At 41.7% G+C, this 21,603-nt stretch carries 16 protein-coding genes; all 16 read left to right on the plus strand.

The annotated features are described in order from the left end of the window. The first annotated feature begins 167 nt into the window (after positions 1-167). The 16 genes from ACTUHY_RS02220 to ACTUHY_RS02295 all read left to right on the plus strand — a co-directional run bounded on the left by ACTUHY_RS02220 (position 168) and on the right by ACTUHY_RS02295 (position 21,466). Positions 168-1,886: a phosphoadenosine phosphosulfate reductase domain-containing protein gene (locus ACTUHY_RS02220; protein WP_442826447.1), complete on the plus strand. Its 1,719-nt coding sequence runs from the start codon at positions 168-170 to the stop codon at positions 1,884-1,886. A gap of 20 nt (positions 1,887-1,906) precedes the next feature. Beyond that, on the plus strand, positions 1,907-2,803 hold the full coding sequence (locus ACTUHY_RS02225; protein ID WP_074739741.1) for a DUF4007 family protein: 897 nt from the start codon (positions 1,907-1,909) through the stop codon (positions 2,801-2,803). After that, on the plus strand, positions 2,800-6,414 hold the full coding sequence (locus ACTUHY_RS02230; RefSeq protein ID WP_442826448.1) for a restriction endonuclease subunit S: 3,615 nt from the start codon (positions 2,800-2,802) through the stop codon (positions 6,412-6,414). The genes ACTUHY_RS02225 and ACTUHY_RS02230 overlap by 4 nt, the downstream gene beginning before the upstream one ends. Positions 6,415-6,426: 12 nt before the next feature. Further along, entirely contained in the window at positions 6,427-7,572 is a 1,146-nt protein-coding gene (locus ACTUHY_RS02235) for an aminotransferase class V-fold PLP-dependent enzyme (RefSeq protein ID WP_074739729.1), read from the plus strand. A gap of 15 nt (positions 7,573-7,587) precedes the next feature. Next, the gene (locus tag ACTUHY_RS02240; protein ID WP_074739728.1) at positions 7,588-9,798 is read left to right on the plus strand and encodes a DEAD/DEAH box helicase family protein; all 2,211 of its coding nucleotides are present in this window, start codon (positions 7,588-7,590) and stop codon (positions 9,796-9,798) included. Positions 9,799-9,912: 114 nt separating this feature from the next. Then, the gene (locus ACTUHY_RS02245; RefSeq protein WP_442826449.1) at positions 9,913-11,940 is read left to right on the plus strand and encodes an AAA family ATPase; all 2,028 of its coding nucleotides are present in this window, start codon (positions 9,913-9,915) and stop codon (positions 11,938-11,940) included. A gap of 11 nt (positions 11,941-11,951) precedes the next feature. Continuing rightward, entirely contained in the window at positions 11,952-12,488 is a 537-nt protein-coding gene (locus ACTUHY_RS02250; protein ID WP_074739726.1) for a hypothetical protein, read from the plus strand. Positions 12,489-12,502: 14 nt separating this feature from the next. Then, positions 12,503-13,621 (plus strand): sigma-70 family RNA polymerase sigma factor, encoded by a 1,119-nt coding sequence (locus ACTUHY_RS02255; protein WP_074739725.1) that lies wholly within the window; start codon positions 12,503-12,505, stop codon positions 13,619-13,621. 102 nt (positions 13,622-13,723) lie between these two features. Continuing rightward, the gene (locus ACTUHY_RS02260; RefSeq protein WP_256211659.1) at positions 13,724-14,854 is read left to right on the plus strand and encodes an Ada metal-binding domain-containing protein; all 1,131 of its coding nucleotides are present in this window, start codon (positions 13,724-13,726) and stop codon (positions 14,852-14,854) included. A gap of 401 nt (positions 14,855-15,255) precedes the next feature. Next, entirely contained in the window at positions 15,256-15,450 is a 195-nt protein-coding gene (locus ACTUHY_RS02265; protein ID WP_442826450.1) for a hypothetical protein, read from the plus strand. Positions 15,451-15,718: 268 nt separating this feature from the next. After that, the gene (locus tag ACTUHY_RS02270; protein ID WP_442826451.1) at positions 15,719-16,273 is read left to right on the plus strand and encodes an RNA polymerase sigma factor; all 555 of its coding nucleotides are present in this window, start codon (positions 15,719-15,721) and stop codon (positions 16,271-16,273) included. Positions 16,274-16,366: 93 nt separating this feature from the next. Further along, complete coding sequence (locus tag ACTUHY_RS02275) at positions 16,367-16,516, plus strand: hypothetical protein (protein WP_302158003.1); 150 nt, start codon at positions 16,367-16,369, stop codon at positions 16,514-16,516. Next, entirely contained in the window at positions 16,513-16,812 is a 300-nt protein-coding gene (locus ACTUHY_RS02280) for an rRNA biogenesis protein rrp5 (protein ID WP_442826452.1), read from the plus strand. Before ACTUHY_RS02275 ends, ACTUHY_RS02280 begins: the two co-directional genes overlap by 4 nt. After that, positions 16,802-17,950: a DUF2800 domain-containing protein gene (locus ACTUHY_RS02285; RefSeq protein WP_442826453.1), complete on the plus strand. Its 1,149-nt coding sequence runs from the start codon at positions 16,802-16,804 to the stop codon at positions 17,948-17,950. The genes ACTUHY_RS02280 and ACTUHY_RS02285 overlap by 11 nt, the downstream gene beginning before the upstream one ends. After that, positions 17,943-18,509: a DUF2815 family protein gene (locus ACTUHY_RS02290; protein WP_442826454.1), complete on the plus strand. Its 567-nt coding sequence runs from the start codon at positions 17,943-17,945 to the stop codon at positions 18,507-18,509. The genes ACTUHY_RS02285 and ACTUHY_RS02290 overlap by 8 nt, the downstream gene beginning before the upstream one ends. 50 nt (positions 18,510-18,559) lie before the next feature. Then, positions 18,560-21,466: a DNA polymerase gene (locus ACTUHY_RS02295; RefSeq protein WP_442826455.1), complete on the plus strand. Its 2,907-nt coding sequence runs from the start codon at positions 18,560-18,562 to the stop codon at positions 21,464-21,466. Positions 21,467-21,603: the final 137 nt, after the last annotated feature.

Raw genomic sequence — 21,603 nt, forward strand, 5'->3', positions numbered from 1 at the left:
TTATAAAGAGAGAATAGAATCAATTTTAAAAAGCAACGTATATTTTAATAAATACTCTAACCTATATAGGATAGGGAGAATGCTATTACTAAAGTTCTGGATAAGATTTATAAAAACTCTTGATTATTAGGCCTATAATATTGTTATATGCATAAGGAGCAGGTTCAGTGTGGTGCAAAAATTGTAATATAGAAACCAACGAAAAAACATGCCCTATCTGTGGTGAAAAGACTATTGAAGATATTCCGACAGAAGTATACTGGTGTGATAAATGCCATGTTCCTGTAATGCAGGAAATTACGCAAGCCGATAAGGGCGTCTGCCCAAGATGCGGCACACCAATGAAATATTTGACGTCGGATATTCGCCCAGTGTTTCCGGAAGAAAGATTATTAATCGAAATACTGTTAAAGAAAAAACCATATTTGTGGGCAGAGTCTTCAGTATGGGCATCTAACAATAGATATTATGTTAATGGAAAATCAATAGCATTACCTAGTAAACTTTTCAAAGAAGCGAATGAGGATATATACATTGAGCAGCTTCAACGTTTCAAAGAAAATAATCCGCATGAATTTTTTGAGGGAAATCTTGAGGTATTCAAGGAAGCAAATCAAAGAAGATTAGATTACCTAATTGATGAAGCTCATAATTTTATTAAAAGAGCGGCTGCGAAATTTCCGGAAGAAAATATTGTACTTTCTTTCTCAGGGGGGAAAGATTCCACTGTTACAGCTGATCTTGCTATCAAAGCATTAAGTAATCCAAGTTTGGTTCATATTTTTGGTAATACTACATTGGAATTTCCTTTAACTGTACGGTATGCAGAACGCTATCGGCGTAATCATCCACAGGCAATTTTCAAAATTGCTAAAAATAATGAACAGGTTTTTCTAGACGTGTGTTCAGATATTGGGCCCCCTGCTCGAATGATGAGATGGTGTTGCTCTATGTTTAAGACTGGTCCCATCACTCGTGTAATTAATGCTTTATATCGCAACCAGCAGATTCTAACATTTTATGGAATTAGAAAATCTGAATCTGTAGCAAGAAGTAAGTACAATCGCATAGAAGATGATGCTGAATCAATAAAGATTCAGCAACAGACTGTAGCATCACCAATATTCTTTTGGAAAGATATGGATATTTGGCTCTATATTCTTTCTGAAGGTATTGATTTTAATGAGGCATATCGGTTAGGGTATGATCGTGTTGGCTGTTGGTGCTGTCCTAACAATAATCAACGGGCTCAATTTTTATCTAGAATCTATATGCCAGAAGCATCTAAAAAATGGAGAGAATTTCTTGTAGATTTTGCCAGGAAAATTGGCAAACCTGATGCAGAAGAATATGTGGATTCTGGAGCATGGAAGGCAAGACAAGGTGGAAACGGGTTGCAGGCTGCTGGTGATGTAAAAATTCGTTTTACTAATTGCACAACAGAAGAACACGCAAAAATATATCGTCTTGTTCGTCCTATGGATGACGAATTTCTTAATATGCTGACTCCTTTTGGGAGAGTGGCTCCAGAACTTGGCCAGAAATTACTACACGAGGTACTTGTACTTGATGTTCGCACTAATGTCCCAATTTTATCGGTGCAGCCGTTTGAACAGGATGGGTTTGAGCATGCTGTTAAAATTCGGACAATGAACGTCAAAAATCATAACAACTTACAACATATGGTAGGTTATCAGGTTCGTAAATTTAATGCATGTAGAAAATGCTTAAAATGTGAGTCTCTTTGTAAAGCTGGTGCAATTTCCATAACAGAAGAAGGATATCATATTGATCCGCAAAAGTGTGTTCATTGTAAGATGTGTGTGACAGCAAAGTACCTCCGCGGTGGATGTCTGATGGATAAATATTTGCGAACGAAGGATTAGGAGGAGCAGAAGACATGGCTATGAAATTCCGTGCCCATGAAACATTTTTTATAAGAAAGGGGTGGTTAAGTAAAGGTATGCGATATGTGTCGCAAAAACCTGATGTTTTTATTGATAAAAACGAAAACCCCATGGATGTTCTTGGTCTCGGTTCGAACATGGTCAAGTCACTCCGCTATTGGCTTCAAGCTGTGGGATTGACTGAAGAAGCATCTAAGGGGAAACGTTTCCAAAAATTTACAAAGCTTGGAGAACAGGTATTTAAGCATGATCCGTATACCGAAGAGTATGGAACTCTTTATTTGTTACAATACAAATTGGCTACAAATGAAGATGTGGCCCCATCTTGGTACTATTTTTTTAACGTATTCTCTATGCAGGAATTTGGAAAAGACGATTTCATCGAGCAAATAGAGAATTATCTTAAGATGAAAGATGTAAGCGTTGCCTTACGTTCTTTAAATGATGATTTCTCTTGTATCATAAATAGTTATGTACCCAAATATAAATCAAGCCCTATAAAAGATTCTCCTGAGAATAGTATTAATTGCCCATTTGGAGAATTGGGATTGGTTGATATTTTAAACAAAGATCACAATAATTACATTTATAAAAAGTCTATGCCGCCAGTAAAAAGCTTAAATCCTTGGGTTGTGATGGCAGTAATATCTGACCAGGCAAAAGAAAGAAAAGAAATTGGCTTGAATGAGCTATTAACTTCAAAATGTAATATTGGAAAAGTGTTTAATTTGGATTCTATTGGTATGCTGGAAGTTTTGCACGAAGTAGAAAGAATCGGTGAAATTAAAATAATTCGTACAGCAGGGTTGGATATCATCCGGATTAATCATAAAGAGAATACATTTCTTGAATGCGTAAAAAAATATTATGATAGCATTGAGGAACAAAATATATGAGTAGAATGATTACAGTTGCACCAGGATTCCAATATTCGGTGAATATTGGATATGACCTGAATAACGACGATAAACTAAAAAATTTCATTCCCACGAGATCGGCAGTACAGCTTTTAAAAGAAATATTACAAAGTACAAGGCAAGATTCTACAGAGCGTGCAAGAGTACTAATCGGTGCTTATGGGAAAGGCAAATCGCATATTGTTTTGACGATTTTATCAATTCTTATGCAACGAGATCGGAACCTTTTTGTCCATCTTAATCCCAAAATTGATGAAGATCTTGAACTGAAACAACTTGTTAACAATTATTATGCTAATCCTAACAATAAAATTTTGCCAGTTATCATAAATGGTACGAGTACAAGTTTATCACAAGTGTTTTTACTTGCGTTGCAGAGAACTCTGAATGAGAATAATTTAGATCTTATGCCAGAGACTAATTATAAGGCTGCGATTCGAGCAATTCAAAAATGGCGAGCAGAGTATCCAGATGTTTATGAGAAGCTCAAGAAAAGTATCTCTCTTCCGATTGATAAATTTTTATTAGGACTTGAAGATTATAATATCGAAGTTTATGAAGAGTTTGAACGAATCTATCCTACCTTGACTGCGGGAAGCTTGTTCAATCCATTTGTAGGCTTTGATGTGGTCGAGTTATATGAAAGTGTGGCGAAGAGCCTGAAGCAGCAAGGATACCTTGGCCTGTATGTCGTATATGATGAATTTAGTAAATTCTTAGAAGCAAATATAGCAGCAGCTTCCGTCAGCGATACAAAAATGTTACAGGATTTTGCCGAGAAGTGTAATCGAAGTGGTGATACACAGATGCACTTGCTCCTGATTTCGCATAAGGAAATTGTCAATTATATTGATCAGCTTCCAAAGCAAAAGGTAGATGGCTGGCGTGGAGTTTCTGATCGATTCCAACATATCCATTTAAACAATAATTTTGCACAAACATATGACATTATTTCTACAGTAATTATTAAGAATCATCGGAAATGGGACGTTTTTTGCAGTGAGCCGGAAAACGCAAACAAATTCGATGAATTGAAGCAACGGTATAAAAATCATGCAATCTTTAATGACTCGGTTGAAAATGAGATAGATACGACGATTTTTGGGTGTTATCCACTACATCCCGTGTCTACCTTTATTTTGCCACGCCTATCTGAAAGAATTGCACAAAATGAAAGAACGCTTTTCACATTTTTATCTGCGGACGGACCGTCTACGCTAACAGCATTTCTTAACAAAAATAAGCAAGATGAATTTGAATTGCTTACGCCAGATATGATATTTGATTATTTTGATCCTGTCTTTCAAAAAGAACCGATATCTGGTGAAATGCATAAAAATTACATTCTTACATTAAGGATTCTTGAACAAATCAAAGGTCAGGAACTCGAAAGTAAGATTGTAAAAACAATTGCTCTGATTTATATGCTAGGGCAATTTGATAAATTAAAACCAATCAAAGAAGAAATCGTTGGCATTTTTAGTGTTCAATATCATCCTGAAGAAATAAATGCTGCAATAGATCGACTAATAAAAGCTGAGTACGTCATTTACTTAAAACAAAGTAATGGCTATCTTAAACTTAAGCAATCTTCAGGTGTTGATATAGAACAAAAGATAGCTGATACTATTGCTTCCCAGGAATCAAGTTTTTCTTTAAAAGAAGCATTAAATGCTTCAAATCTTGATAAATACCTTTACCCTTCAAGATATAACGATGAGAAGGAAATGATTCGTTATTTTGAGTTTGAATTTATTGAGGAAAAAGAATTATTCGGTGAAATCAACTGGGAAAAGAAATCGGAAACTGTAAACGCTGATGGTGTGGTTTATGCCATTGTTCCAGATACAAACGAATCAATCCCGTCAATCAAAGAGAAAATTCTGTTATCAAGTAAAGAAACAGATAGGTGTATCTTCATTATTCCCCAAAAAGCTACGGCTATTACTAAGATTCTTAAAGAGTACGAAGCTATTCAAATTCTTAGAAAGAATGCTAAAGAAGACACGGTACTTTTTGAAGAATATGAAGTTATATATGAAGATCTCCGAGATGTAATTAAAGAGTTTATTAATGAGTATACACATCCAGAAAACTTCAAATCTGTGTATATTTATAAGGGCGCGGAGCGAACGATTTTAAGAAAAGCTGCTTTAACAGGCCTGGCTTCTGAAATTTGTGATAAAGTGTTTTCTGAAACACCAACAATTAATAATGAAGCAATTAATAAGAGTATCATTACTTCTATTGCTAATACTAGTAGAAGTAAAATAATCAGTGGTTTGTTACGAAATAAATTGGAACCCAATCTAGGCCTTTCGGGAACTGGCCAGGAAGTTTCAATTATGAGAAGTACGTTGTTGAGAAAAAATGTATTGATCAATGATGCAACTAGTACACGTATTAATTTAAAGCCAGCCGATTATCAAATGAAAAATGTGCTTGATCAGATAATTGCATTCATAATGGAAGCAAAGAAGACTGGAAAGGTATCTTTTGAACGACTTTATGAAAAGCTGGAATCTCCTAAATACCATATCGGATTACGTAATGGAGTAATTCCTATTTATATTGCTGCTGTTTTTCATGAATTTCTTGAAGACATTATCATTCTTAATAATTATGGGCAAGTGCCGTTGACAGCAGATACTCTTCAAGCGATAAACTCTACACCGAGTGACTATATGCTTGAATATCTTGAATGGAATGCCGAAAAGCAGGAATTCGTTACGAAGATCGCAGAGATGTACAATCAGTATGTGGTAGAAGCAGAACGAAATTTAAGCGCATATGAATATGCTGCATCCGCTATGAAACGGTGGTACTTGTCTTTGCCGAGATACACGAAAGAGACAAAAGTACTGGGAGAGAAAAAAGTCGATATCCGGTATCAAAAAATGATGCGCTTGCTAAAGCAAAATTTTAGTGGGCAAGAATTACTCTTCGAAAAACTACCCGAAGTATTTGGATATAAAGGGTTTGATGTTGAACTTGTAGAAAATATTAAGCAAGCCAAAGAATATTATGATTCTGCAATTTTCAACTTGAAAAAATTGCTCATAGCCGAGACAAAGAAGATGTTTTCAATTTCGACGAATAAGGAGAATTTGGATAGGATTTCTCTTACCTCCGTAATCAAGGATTGGTGTGAAACCCTGGATAAACAGGTCTTCGAGCAATTGTTTGAAAATGGAACTGATAGATGTCTTGGGCTTTTTAAAAATATTACAAACGACGAGATGACTTTCATTTCTAAGCTTGCAAAATTGACTACAGATCTTCGAATTGAAGATTGGGATGACTTTACCATCCAGAGATTCGAAGAAAACTTGAAAGTATTCCAAAATACTGCTAGAGAATTCCATAGCAGCATTGAAATAAATAACGGAAGTTCTACGAGTGCTTATGAGATTCGTTTTACTTCTGATGATGGTGCTTCTGAAGTTAAAAGATTTGAGAGGATTGAATCTAGCAAAAAAGGACGACTACTTTACAATTCAATCATGGCGGAAATTGATTCAATGGGAAAATCAATTTCTGAACAGGAAAAAAGACAAATACTTATGGATATCCTGAAAGAGATGTGTTGAGGAGGAGAGTGCATGGCGTATTTTGATAATGCAGCTACTACTTACCCAAAACCTGAGTGCGTTTATCAACAGATGGATCAATTTTATAGAACTTCTGGTGCTAATGCAGGCAGAGGAAATTACAAATTGGCAAAAAGCGCTGGTGCACTAATCGGTGAAACAAGAAAATTAATACAAGAACTTCTTCATTGTCCGTCAAAACAGGTAGTATTTGAGCCCACTGCGACTATAGCGTTGAATATCATCATTCAAGGGATTATACAAAAAGGCTCGACGAATATTTATATTAGTCCATTTGAGCATAATGCAGTGACTCGGACTCTTCATCATTATGAAAAAGAAGGGCGAGTTAAAGTTCAGCAACTTGTTGTTTCAGATAATATGCAGTATGACTTGGAACGAATCCGCTATCAATTTGATGCTGTTAAACCTGATTTGGTGATAGTAAGTCATGCGAGCAATGTTTTTGGGTTAGTGGCTCCAGTTGAGCAAATCTTTGCTATTGCTAAAAACTATGATGCATTGACTCTAGTGGATATGGCTCAAACTGCAGGCTTGGTTGATTTCAATGTTGGACTTTCTACTATTGATTTTGCTGTGTTTGCCGGTCATAAAACACTTTATGGCCCAACTGGAATTTCAGGATTTGTAATGAATCCAGCAGTAAAGCTCCCATCTGTCTTATTCGGCGGTACCGGTTTTGATTCAGCAAATCAAGATATGCCGGAAAGTCTACCTCAAAAATATGAAATGGGAACTCTCAATATTTCTGGGATAGCTGGATTAAATGCTGCATTGAAATGGATTATGCAAAAAGGTATGGTTGCATTATGGAATAAAGAGCAACAGCATAGGCAGAAATTGCTAAGCTTGCTTAAAAAGTACTCTTTCTTAAAAATTGTAGGGAATAAACCAGGATGTATATACGTCGGGATTGTTTCTGCAATTATTGATGGAATAAGTAGTGATAGTGCAGGTCCAGTCTTTGATCGCTGTAATATTGCTGTTCGTACCGGATTGCAATGTGCGCCTTTAGCACATAAGTTTGAAGGAACTTATCCTGCAGGTACAATAAGATTTAGTGTGAATTATTTCACTTCTGATGCTGATTTTGAGGAGCTCAAACAAGCTTTGGATTACATTGAACAAGAATTGTAAAGGAAGAGGAACGCTATGAGCTTTAAAAAAATAGATATTAAAAGCGAATATCGATCTCTTATAGATAATGTTATCCAAGACTTTTACTTACCATTGTTGCACGAAGCTAAATCATATCGGCGGGCTGTTGGCTTTTTTTCTTCATCTTCTTTAATTGAAATTTCTAAGGGAATTGGAGATATGGCTAGGAATGGCGGTAAAATTGAAGTTATAGCCTCTCCTTATTTATCCGATGAGGATATTAAAGCTATAAAGACAGGTTATGAAGAAAGAAATAAAATCATTGAGAGTGCATTAATCAGACAATTATCAGATGAGCATACGGATCATTACTCAATGGAACGCCTTAATTTACTTGCAAACTTAATTGCAGATGGTATCATGGATATTCGGATTGCTTATACGGATAACCAAAAACAACTCGGTATGTACCATGAGAAAATGGGGATTATTGAAGATTACGATGGGAATCGAGTTGCTTTTTCTGGATCTATGAATGAATCAATGAATGCTATGTCAATTAATTATGAAACGATAGATGTATTCTGTGATTGGAAAGGGGAAGAAGCTAAACGAGTTGATTTGAAGGGAAATGCATTCTATGCGATGTGGAATAATATTGAACCGAGTTTGGATGTCTTGGAATTCCCTAAAATTTCGGAGGTGCTAATTGAAAAGTATAGGCATAAAGAGCCGAACTTCGATATTGATAATGAACAATTTGCTTCAAAAATAAATCGCAAGCCAAAAGAGATTGCCGAGAAAAAGTGTCATTTTGATACAAAACCAGTTGGCCCAAGGATTCCTGCAGATATTACTCTTCATGCTTATCAGAAAGAAGCAATTTCCTGTTGGGTTGGGGAGAATTATAGAGGTATTTTTGATATGGCGACAGGAACTGGTAAAACATATACGGGACTTGGAGCAATTTCAAAGTTATCTGAAGACTTGAATGATGAACTTGCGGTAATTATTGTAGCGCCTTTTCAACACCTCGTCGAACAATGGGTTGAAGATATTTGTCGCTTTAATATGAAACCAATTATCGCTTATGGAAATCCAGCGTATAAAGATTGGCGCAAGCGTCTTACTAAAGCCGTTCTAGATCAAAAAATAAGAAAAGATAAACGTTTTTTCTGCCTGATTTGCACGAATGCAACATTTACAGATCATTTTTTACAGGAGACGATAGCTAAGATAAAATCACCAATTTTACTGGTAATTGATGAAGCTCACAATTTTGGAGCTAAATCATATGCACGATTGTTGGATAATCGTTTTACTTATCGTTTAGCACTTTCGGCTACGCTTGATCGACATAACGATGAAGAAGGAACGGCTTTATTATATAAGTTTTTTGGGAAGAAATGTATTCAATATACATTAGAACGAGCAATTGAAGAAGGTAAACTGACACCTTATAAGTATCATCCAATCTTGGTATATTTGACAGTTGAAGAACTAGAAGCTTACGAACAACTTTCTTATGAGATTTCAAAGTGCTTTATTAAAAGCCGAAATGGAAAGTACAAACTTAGTAAGTATGGTGAGATTTTAGCATTAAAACGATCAAGAATTGTTGCGGGTGCTATTCAGAAGTTAGATGCTTTAAGAGATGCTATTCAGCCGTATAAAAATGAAAAAAATATTTTGGTATATTGCGGTGCTACTAGGATTGTCGATGAATCCGACCTTTCTTCATATGATGAATCTGATATTAGACAGATAGAGGCGGTTACAAAAATTCTAGGGAATGAACTTGGAATGTGTGTCGCTAAATTTACGTCAGAAGAAAATATCGAGCAACGGACACTAATCAAGGAGCATTTCCAAAATGGCACTCTACAAGCGATTGTAGCAATTAAATGTCTTGATGAAGGGGTTAATATTCCGGGGATACGTACTGCCTTTATTTTGGCTAGTACGACAAATCCCAAGGAATATATTCAGCGCCGCGGCAGGGTATTGAGAAAAGCACCAAACAAACCATTCGCGGAAATATATGATTTTGTAACACTTCCAAGACCATTGGATGCGGTTTCAGGCTTAACACTAGAACAAGCAAATAGAGATAAGACTTTGGTAAAAAATGAACTTGCCAGGATTAAGGAATTCGGAAGATTGGCAATGAATTCTATGGTGGCAAACAATCTGATTTGGAAGATTGAAGAAGCGTACCATTTGGATAGCGCAGAATTAGAACTGGAGGTCGGTAATTATGAGTGATTCCGGGGAAGTATATGTAGATGAGAAGGCAATAGAACGATTGAAACGAGCCATCATCATCAAGGAAAATATGAATCTGAAAATGAGAACAATGAACGATTCACAGATGATCAAATGGATTCAGAAGAAAATCGAGGAGGAAGTAAAATGCTGCTTAAATCAATAAAATTAGAAAACTTCCGCCAGTTCCGCAATGAATCCATTGATTTTGCGCAGGGAGAAAACGGCAAGAATGTTACTATTATTATTGGGGAAAATGGAACCGGGAAAACGACTTTTGCACAAGCCTTCTTCTGGTGCATGTATGGAGAAACAGAGTTTTCAGATAAGGTTATCCTTAACAAAATTGTTGCTTCTGAAATGACACCTGGTAAAGAAGAAAAGGTCAGAGTCGTCCTTGAACTTCAACACGGTGCTGTTAACTACAGACTTATTCGTGAGCAAAGTTATCACAAAGATTATAACAATAATGTTAAAGGAGATAACACCATCTTTGATATTGAGAAAAAAGATGCGAGTGGGAACACATCATTTGTAAAGAAGACTCAGTGCGAACTCGAGGTTAAAAGCATTCTTCCCAAAGAGCTATCAAGATATTTCTTTTTTGATGGCGAACGTATTGAGAAAATGAGCAAGGACATCTCGACGGGCAAGAAGGCTACTGACTTTGCTGAAGCAGTAAAGGGATTGCTTGGCTTGAATGCGATAATTAGTGCGATTAAACATTTTAATCCTCGGAGCAGTCTGAGTGTCATCGGAAGTTATGAAAAGTCTTTTAATACTAGAAGCAATAGCAAGATTGAGGAATATACTACAACCATAGAGCAAAGCAAGGCTCGTCTTGAGCAGATTGATATTCGCATGGAAGAACTTGATTCTCAGATTGCTGCTGCACAGACGAGAAGATCTGAGAAAAACGCTGAAATCAAACAATATGCCGAGGGAGAAAAGCTTCAGGTAGAAAAAGAAAAACTACAGAGAAATATTCAAAGCACAATAAATGTGCGTTCTAATGTATATAAAGCCATTTGTAAGGACTTTAATTCTTCAATGAGTTCATTCATTTCTATTTCTCTGGTGAAGAGGGCTCTGGAAGTTTTGTCCGAGCATGATTTTATTGGTAGAGATATTCCTTACATGCATCAGAAGACAATAGAGTATCTGTTGAAGCAGGGAGTCTGCATTTGCGGTACGCATTTGGATGTAGGATCGGTTCCTTATAATAAAGTAAAAGAATTGATGGATTATCTTCCTCCACAGTCAATCGGCAATATGATATCTGACTTTAAGAAAGAAGCAAAATCACGGGGAAGTAAGATTGGGAATCTTCCTGTTCAAGTTCAGGAGAATCTTGCAATAATAAGTAAAGAGACAGATGACATCGACGAGATGACCGATGAGTTACATGTTATTGAAGCTAAGCTAAGTGGAGGTGATGTTAGGGAAAAAGTTCGTGCAATTAATAAGGAAATTCAAATTTGCACAGACACTATTAACAAAAGCAATAGAGAACGGGACAAATTAAATGTGGAACGCGGTGGCATTAAAAAGGATATGGAACGAGCTGACTCCGAGCGTCAGCATCTGACTCTTCTAGATGAGTCTAATAAAAAAATTCAGCGTTATCTTATATATGCTAAGCGTATCTATGATGAGCTTGAAAGTGTTTATCAGACAAGCGAGGCAAAGATTAGAGATAGGCTGCAGAATACAATCAACGATATTTTTAAACAGATATACGCAGGTGGCCTTTCTCTATCAATTGATTCAAAGTACCATATTACGGTTCAGGCAAACGATTATGATGGCGATGTGGAAACATCAACAGCGCAAAGCATCTCCGTTATTTTCGCATTTATTACTGCTATCATAAAAATGGCAAGAGAAAACAGAAATGCGACGGATGAAGATGCTAAGCTGCTTTCATCAGAACCATATCCACTTGTTATGGATGCTCCACTTTCAGCTTTTGATAAGAGAAGAATTAAAACTGTTTGTGAAGCTCTGCCAGAGACTGCAGAACAGGTTATTATTTTTATCAAAGATACGGATGGAGAACTTGCCGAAGAATATATGGGAAACCGGATTGGCAGCAGACACATGTTTGATAAAAAGAACGAATTTGAAACCCTATTGGTATAAGGAGGAGCGCAATGTTTGATAAACAATATAGATTTAAAGGCAGGCACGCTCTCCGTGTTGACCAGTTGACGAGTGTATTTGATGAAAACAGCAAGGCAAAACTCATTGAACGGAATGTTGATGTATACACAAATGCACCGCTGATTGGATTCCTTTATAAAAGAACAGCTGAGTTAGATGACACTAAAAATCCGGAAACTGGGCAGGTCTATAACCAAAATGTTATGGGCGATCGGGTCATTTATTCCAGTGAAGAACTCCAATTTAATTTCCGGCTGATAATGCTATTGGATAAAGAGTATGAGCCGAATGTTGAAAAACGTATAGATAAGGCCTTCAGACATATGGGAGAAGATCCCGCAGATGAAGAGCGATTTGACAGTTATGTCAGAGGTGGAGTAGATGTGCTTTATGAAAAGTTGATTGAAGGCGCGGGGGATCCAGATTCTTATATTAATCGTCTGTATGAGTTCATTGAAGAATTTAATGACAGATTTAACAGCGAGATAGATCCGGATGGTATATTGAAGTTATGCATGGCAAAATAAGTAGGTGATTGGTGATGGGAAGAGACAACAGAGAGTGTGCTTATCAGCAACTCATAGAATTGTCGGAAAAAAAAGGATATGTACTCTTTGATGACATAATGGATAGCGCTGACAAATGGTCGCTTCCCATTCAAGATGTTGATTGGCTTTCAAATTCTATTACAACTAGAGGAATTTTAGTCTATGATACCGCTCCTGCAACAGCGCGTATTGAAGGTGACGAAGACATAGATGACTATGCCCAGATTGATTATGATGCAATGTTTAATCGTGTGATAGAAATAGATCCCTCTCTGGAACCATTCATTTCAGAGATTCGCAATATAAAGCCTCCGCAGACACGGGAGATGGAACAGCTTAAATACCAGGTGCAAGAGAAGAATCTTTATGCAAGGCAACGAGTAATTGAGATGCATTTGCGTTTTGCTGTTCGTATCGCTCTACAAAGAGTTGAACAGTATAACTGTGGTATGGAAGATACACTTCAGGATGCTTGCATTGGTTTGATTAATGCAGTCGATAAATATGACCCCGATTCTAGTGGGCCTTTTGGTACCTATGCTTCTTTATGGATATTGCAAAATATTACTAGAAATCAATCAACACAAAGGCCTACTGTGTATTATCCTGTCCATAAAAAAGAGACCTATTTTGCAATTTATCCTGTATTGAAATCTTTAGATTTATTACATAAAGATATTAGAAAGTCGGAAAAAGTTCTTACACTTATTCAAAACAAAATAGGTTGTTCGAAAGAACAAGCAGAAGAAGTTATAGAAGAGTGTCTTCCGATAGATTCGCTTGACGATGTATATAGTACTTATTTAGAAAATATGGAAGCTTTGGAGAAATACGATTTATGCGATGCTGGATTTAATGAACGGATTTTTTATGCAGAAGATCCTTTTGAGCAAGTAGAGTCCTGTATTTTTAGGCAAGAGATTGAAAAAGAACTGGATAATTTAAAATCACGGGATAAAGAAGTAATACGTGAAAGATATGGATTTTCCGATGGTGGTGTTAAAACCCTTGAAGAAATCGGAAAACATTTGGGTGTAACCAGAGAAAGGGTTAGGCAGATAGAAGCAAAGACGATTAAAAAATTAGAACCAATATTAGAAGCATATGTCTAATATTGAAGATAATACTATTCTTTATGATGTCACAAAGCAGCTTTGCATAGATGTAAAATTAGACTGATTTATAATAGTATTTTCTGAAAGAGGTCACGCTAGATGTATTCGTTTTCATTTCCAATTGCAAAATCTGAAAATCTGCTTTATGCGATACAAAAGAAGCAAGATACTGTTACAGATTATCGAATTCGACGTATTGCGTATCCTGATATTGTGATTTCTTCTGCGTCTACTCGATGGGAAGTGTTCTTCAGCAAGAAAAAAGATGAAATCAAGCTGAATCTCTTAAAGGATATAGCTGAATATAATAGGTATGTGGACCGGCTCGAATCGATTCCTGGACTGATTGATTTCTTTGTGCAGCATGACCTTCGACTTTCTCGACAGGAAGTACAAGAGAGATGGTCTCGAAAAACCGCAGATTATGTGTTTTCGAAAAAAGAATATGATTTTGAAACGGATTTGGTCATTGTCAATGATTTTCTGCTCGATAGAAGAGCGTCGATTGATTATGAAATCTGCTTAGAAGGTCAAGTGCTGCAGCTGCCAATTGGAAAAAGCAGTATGTCCTATCCTCATCACGTGGGGGCGTATGTTCTTATGTGGAATTGGGTAAATAACGGCCATGATTTTTGTCCTGCCTTGTGGAAAATGCTGGGTTCACCCTATTGCAAGGGTGGATTGGAAAATACAACTGATGACGCTGTAACCTATGAATTTGATGCCTATGAACAATTTCGGTTTAATCCTGTAGAACCGCAGATGGCAGCGATTTTTCATAAGTTGGAAGCCTTGCACTATATAAAGACATACACTATTTGTCCCCAGGTGAGAAATCCCTACTGGGCATTATTCGGAAAATCCGATGGATCCATTGATGTAGCATTGGTAGATCCTGCGTTCAAAAAGAACTCCCTTGTCAAAGAGCAGATTGAACTGCTCTTATGGGCAAAGGATAGGGATTTGGATAAGAAAAAATATTTTTTAACGGATTCTGCAAATCATCAATTCCTTTCGAGTGTGCCTGGAGTCTATGGTGGGCACAAGAAACTCAAAATATATGGCCGCTTGGATTGCCCTTCGGCGTTAAGGTATATTCAGCAAGGGGACTATGTAAGGAACAGAGTGTTTTTTGCAGATCAGCAAACTGCTATTGCAGCAGGGTATCGTCCCTGTGCTCGTTGTATGCCAAAAGAATATAAGGATTGGAAAGATAAAAATATGGAGTAGATTTTAGGCAATCACACATTCCATAGTAATAGTACAAGGGGTAAATCCCCGGAAGAAGTTGGAAACTCGACAGGATTTTCCCAGAAAGCTTGGGGGAGTCCTGTCTTTTACGCCCATACGACAAAACTGTGTTCGTAAAACAAACGTAGTAAAATTGAATCAACTGCAAAGTATCGACTCATCAGAGAAAATTTTCTTGCCATTTTCGAGAAATTTTAAAATCTCTAAAATACGCAAAACCCTAGAATTCACGCGGATTTACGCCATCTCGAATCGCAAGAAAATCTTTCATATTGAGAAACAGACTAAAAATTTCCCCTTCTAAAATTTCAGACATGTGCTATAATAAACACATAAACGAACAAATGTTCAGCATCGACAATCCGAGGGGGTATGACAACATGGGGAAAGTGAGACGGCACATTCGGAACTTGGACGATGGGTCGGAAGATGGAGAGAGATTGTTTGATGCCATCGTGGAGGGAGGCCGGGTGATCATCGAACTGAAGACCAGCAGGAAGCAGCTGGTCCAGGTTCCCTGGGAAGATATTTTGCTGCAGGTGGAGGCAGCGAAACGGGCAAGTTCAGAAGGATAAAGAAGTTACCATAACAGTCCGTATTTTGTACGGAGCTGTCAGACGGAGCTATCTACATTGACCAGAAGGTCATGTGGATGGCTCTTTTTTTGTTATCCGGCTCAAGGTTCATTCCCGGACGCGGGAGTGCCCAGAGCGGCGAGCCGGACCTTATTTTTCGTCAGCCTACTGGGATGGTTGACCATGGAAGCGAGGAGGCATCTCATGGTCAATACAGACAGGCAGCCTATATGCGTCTTCGCTTCGCATTTTGCGAAGGAGACCGCACATGGGCAACCAAGAGAAAACCAGAGTCAAAGAGCAGTATTTTATTCCCCTGGAAGTAAAGGAGGGAACCATCATCACGAAGGAATATGAAGACGCACCGCGGCAGTGGTCCAAGATTGGAAACCGGAAGGTCCGGACCATCCTTATCCCGGCTACCAGGGAGCAGTATGAAGCCTACATGCGGCCGGAGTGGAAGGAAGACAAACGGCAGCAGCGGCTGGCCGAAAAACGCAGGAAGCAGGAGGAAACCAGGACCCTCCAGGGCTGGGATACGCCTGTATCCTACGAGCAGCTGCAGGAAACGGGATATGGATTCCTGGGGGAAGCCGAACAGGACAGTCTGGAAGAGATCGTGGAGAAAGAGGAGCTGTTGGAAGCCCTGCGGCGGGAATTGGCCCAGCTGGAAGAACTGGACCGGACCATTCTGAAGATGGCGTCCTATGGCATCAGCGAAGCGGCCATCGGCCGGAAAGTGGGCCTTTCTCAGAAAGGGGTCAACAAACGGAAGCACCGGCTGCTGGCAGCCCTGCGGGAACGGCTGGAAGAGTATCGGTAAAACTTTTTTCAAAAAAGGGTACTTACCTTCGGGTATTTTGTCCTGTTATGAGTGAAGGGTGAAAGAAGAGCCCTTGAGAGAGGAGGAAAACCCATGAAAAAGGAAGGTCGCCTTCGGGAGCGGAACCGGATCCTGGACCGGGAACTGGCCGGGGTGCTGCTGAAAATCAGCGAAACCGCGGAACGGACCGCCAAAACCATCCTGAAACTGCAGAAGAAAAACGAAAGGAGTCAACTGGTATGACAAAGGAAGAACTGGCCAGCCTGGCCACTGAACTGAAGAAATGTGGGGCTGCTCTTGTGAAAATTGCGGCATCCCTGGAGGTGCCGGCACAGGCGGTTCCCCCAAAAACGCCGGAAGCCCCAACCCTCACCCTGGAAGAAGTCCGGAAGGTGGCGGCGGATAAATCCCGGCAGGGCTTTACCAATGAAGTCCGGGAACTGATCCAGAAGTATGGGGCCGACAAGCTCTCCACCATGGATCCGGAGAACTACGGGGCCTTTCTCCAAGGCCTGGAGGTGATGGGCCATGCCGGGTAACCACGCGGTTCTTTCCGCTTCGTCCAGTTACCGGTGGCTGGCCTGTCCGCCTTCGGCACTGGAATGTGCCAAGCTGCCGGATGTGCAGAGCGACTTTGCCAAGCAGGGGACGGAAGCCCATGCCCTCTGCGAATACAAGGTGAAGAAGGCTCTGGGGCAGAAAGGAAAAGACCCCACAAAATCTCTCACCTCCTTCGATGAAGAAATGGCCGAATGCACCGATGCCTATGCCCAGTTTGTGCTGGAGAGCCTGGCTGCGGCCAAAACCGTCTGTAAGGATCCTCTGGTTCTGGTGGAACAGCGGCTGGATTTTTCACGGTGGGTGCCGGAAGGGTTTGGTACTGGGGACTGCTTGATTGTGGCGGACGATACTCTCACCGTCATTGACTATAAGCACGGGTTGGGAGTGCTGGTGGAAGCAGAGAAAAATCCTCAGATGATGTGCTATGCCCTGGGAGCTCTGGATCTTTTTGACGGGATCTACGATATCCAAAAGGTCTCCATGACCATCTTCCAGCCCAGGCGGGAAAACGTCAGTACCTACACCATGTCCAAGGAAGAATTGCTTCAATGGGCGGAAACGGTGCTGAAGCCTACTGCGGACATGGCGGCCAAGGGAGAAGGGGAATACAAGGCTGGTGACCACTGCCGGTTCTGCAAGATCCGGGCTACCTGCCGGAAACGGGCCGAGTACAATCTGGAGCTGGCCAAGTACGACTTTGCCATGCCTTCCACCCTGGAAGATCCAGAAATGGAAGCCATCCTGGCCAAAGCCGATGAATTGGTGAACTGGGTCGGGGACGTGAAAGATTATGCCCTACAGCAGGCTCTTTCCGGCAAGACTTGGGACGGGTGGAAAGTGGTGGAAGGCCGGTCCAACCGGAGGTACGTTGATGAAGAAGCGGTTGCCGCCAAAGTGGAAGAGGCAGGATATTCTCCTTATGAGAAGAAACTCCTGGGGATTACGGCCTTGACCAAACTATTGGGAAAGAAACGGTTTGATGAACTTCTCACTGACTTGATTGAGAAGCCACAGGGCAAACCGGTCCTGGTACCGGAAACAGATAAACGGCCGGCCATGCATACGGCGGCAGATGATTTTTCTAAGGAAAATGAAGGAGGAAACAAGAATGTCTAAGAATTATGTGAATCCGTGCAAAGTAATTACTGGAGTGAATACCCGTTGGAGTTATGCCAATGTGTGGGAACCCAAATCCATCAATGGGGGAACGCCCAAATACAGTGTCAGCCTGATCATCCCCAAATCCGACACCAAGACGGTGGAAAAGGTCCGGGCAGCCATTAAGGCGGCTTACCAGGAAGGGGAAGGGAAGCTGAAGGGCAACAGCCGGGTGGTACCGGCCCTGGAAGCCATCAAGAACCCGCTGCGGGACGGGGATCTGGAACGGCCGGGAGATGAAGCCTACAAAGACAGCTTCTTCATCAACGCCAATTCCGCCACCCAGCCGGGGATCGTGGATGCCAAGTGCCAGCACATCCTGGAGCGGTCCGAAGTGTACAGCGGGGTCTATGGCCGGGCGTCCATCAGCTTCTATGCTTTCAACAGCAATGGGAACAAAGGCATCGCCTGCAGCCTGAACAACTTGCAGAAGATCCGGGACGGGGAACCTCTGGGCGGCAAGCCCCGGGCAGAAGATGACTTCGCCACGGCGGACGATGACGATTTCCTTTCTTAACCCACAAGGTGGCGGGATCTAAACCGCCACCTTTTTATAAGGAGAAACTTATGAGAACTCTATCATTGGATCTGGAAACATACAGCGATGTAAACCTGGCCAAATGCGGGGTGTATAAATATACGGAATCCCCGGATTTTGCCATCCTCCTTTTTGGCTATGCGGTGGATGGGGGCCCAGTGCAGGTCATCGATCTGGCCCAGGGGGAAACCATTCCGGAAGAAATCCTGGAGGCCCTCACCGATGACTCCATCACCAAGTGGGCCTTCAATGCCAATTTCGAACGGGTGTGTCTGTCCCGGTATCTGACGGATCTGGGGAGGAGCCTAGATCCCTTCCATGACCGGCACCCGTTGTCTCAAGAGTGTGCCCGGTTCCTGAATCCGGCCGGCTGGAAGTGCTCCATGGTCTGGTCCGCTTATATGGGGCTGCCCCTATCCCTGGAGGGAGTGGGGGCGGTGCTGAACCTGGACAACCAGAAGATGAAGGAAGGCCGGGACCTGATCCGTTACTTCTGCGTGCCCTGCAAGGAGACCAAAACCAACGGGGGCCGGACCCGGAACTTGCCCCAGCATGCCCCGGACAAGTGGAATCTCTTCAAGAGCTACAACAAGCGGGATGTGGAAGTGGAAATGGCCATCCAGGAGAGGCTGCAGAAATATCCTGTGCCGGATCAGGTGTGGGAGGAATACCACCAGGACCAGGAAATCAACGACCGGGGGATCGCCATTGATCTGGAGCTGGCCAGACAGGCGGTGGCCATGGATGCCCGGAGTCGGGAGAGCCTGATGGCCGCCTTAAAGGAAAAGACCGGACTGGAGAATCCCAATTCCGTCCTCCAGATGCTGGGATGGCTGGAAGCCCATGGTCTGAAGACGGACTCCCTGGGGAAGAAGCAGGTGAAGGAGATGCTAAAAACGGCCCAGGAGCCTCTCCGCAGTGTGCTGCAGCTCCGGCAGAAGCTGGCCAAGTCTTCCGTGAAAAAGTACCAGGCCATGGAGAATGCAGTCTGCGAAGACGGGCGAGCGAGAGGAATGTTTCAGTTCTACGGGGCGAACCGGACCGGACGGTTTTGTCTTACTGGAGACCATGAGGTATTGACGGATACAGGATGGAAACGTTTGGATTCCTGGAAAGGCGGCAGAATTGCAGTTTGGAACGCCAATTCTTGTGCTGTTTCCTTTCAGGCAGCTAAACAGGTTAGTTTTGATTATAACGGAAAAATGTACACGTATACCGATGTCCGTATCGATCAGTGCAGCACTCCAGATCATAAGATGAGGGTGAAGCCCAGAATGGACAAACACTGGACGGATATGACCGTTGAAGAGATGGCATCCTGTCGCCCAACCATTCCTCTGAACGGATATCGTTACTACAGGGGATGTGCAAATTCTGCATGGCTCCGTGTTCTCATCATGACACAGGCGGATGGCTTTTATACGGCTGATGGTTCTATCCGATTCCACTTCCGAAAAAAGCGGAAAATAGAGCGGTGCAAGATGCTGCTTCGAAAGGCAGAAATTCCTTTTACCCAGTCAGGTGTGTATAAAAGCGGAACTTCGGTTATTTCAATCCCGGCAAGAGCTGTACCTCTTTGGCTTCGTCAGTTTAGGTCAAAGACATTCGGATTTTGGCTCTTTGAAGAAAATCCGGATATCTTCTTCGATGAACTTCCTAATTGGGATGGCTATTATCCTGCACCGAACAGCATCCAGTATACGACATGTAATAAACAAAATGCTGACATCGTACAAGCACTGGCCCACATGAGCGGGCGTACCTGCAATATGAGAGTCAAAAAACATTCTAAGCTTCATGAAAATTGGAAGGATGCCTATGTACTGGATATTTGGCTGAACAGTTCAGGTACCCATGAGATTCGAAATAAACCAACGATTTCTGATTTTACAGGGAAAGTATACTGTGCCGTTACGTCAACCGGGTATTTTCTTGTTCGCAGGAACGGAAAGGTTTGGATTACGGGAAACAGTGGCAGACTCATACAATTGCAAAATCTTCCCCAGAACCATCTGCCGGACCTTTCTGAAGCCCGGGAGGTGGTGCGCCAGGGGAACTACGAGGCACTGGAGCTGCTCTATGATTCTGTGCCGGATGTGTTGTCCCAGCTGATTCGGACAGCCTTTGTACCCAGGCCAGGGATGAAGTTTGTGGTCTCGGACTTCTCGGCCATTGAGGCAAGGGTCATTTCCTGGATGGCCGGGGAGAAGTGGAAATCCGCAGCCTTTGCAGCCGGAAAGGATATCTACTGCTCAACGGCCAGCCAGATGTTTGGGATGCCCGTGGTGAAACACGGGGTGAATGGGGACCTTCGCCAAAAGGGGAAGATTGCGGAATTGGCCTGTGGCTATGGCGGATCGGTTGGTGCGTTGAAGGCCATGGGGGCCATGGAGATGGGGATCCCGGAAGAGGAACTGGGGCCCCTGGTCCAATCCTGGCGGGCCGCCAATCCTCATATCGTGGATTTCTGGTGGCAGGTGGATAAGGCTGTGAAGACCGCCATCAAAAAGAGGATCCCCGTCCAGGTCAACAACCTCCGCTTCTTCTGCAAGAGCGGCATGCTGTTCATCGAACTTCCCAGCGGGCGGCGGCTTTCCTACGTAAAGCCCCGGATCGGGGAGAACAAGTTCGGCGGAGAATCCGTAACTTACGAAGGCATCGGGGCATCAAAAAAATGGGAGCGGCTGGAAAGCTACGGACCAAAGTTCGTGGAAAACATCGTTCAGGGAACGGCCAGGGACATCCTCTGCTATGCCATGCAGACCCTCCGGTGCTGTGCCATTGTGGGCCACGTCCATGATGAATTGATCATCGAATGTGAGAAAAACGTCAGTGTAGACGCCATCTGTGATCAGATGGGCCGGACCCCTCCATGGGCAGAAGGGCTCGTGCTGCGGGCGGATGGGTATGAATGTGAGTTTTACCAGAAGGACTAAGAAATAAAGAAAAGCGGCCACAAGCAGGAATTACACTTGTGACCGCTTTTTCTTTCTGCAACAGGAAATCATCAGGCTCGAAACGGATCTTTCTATAACAATATTATAGAGAAGCCATCTTGGAATGACAACCGGAG

This window comes from Acidaminococcus nyctereutis (assembly GCF_052216985.1).
Classification (GTDB): domain Bacteria; phylum Bacillota; class Negativicutes; order Acidaminococcales; family Acidaminococcaceae; genus Acidaminococcus; species Acidaminococcus fermentans_A.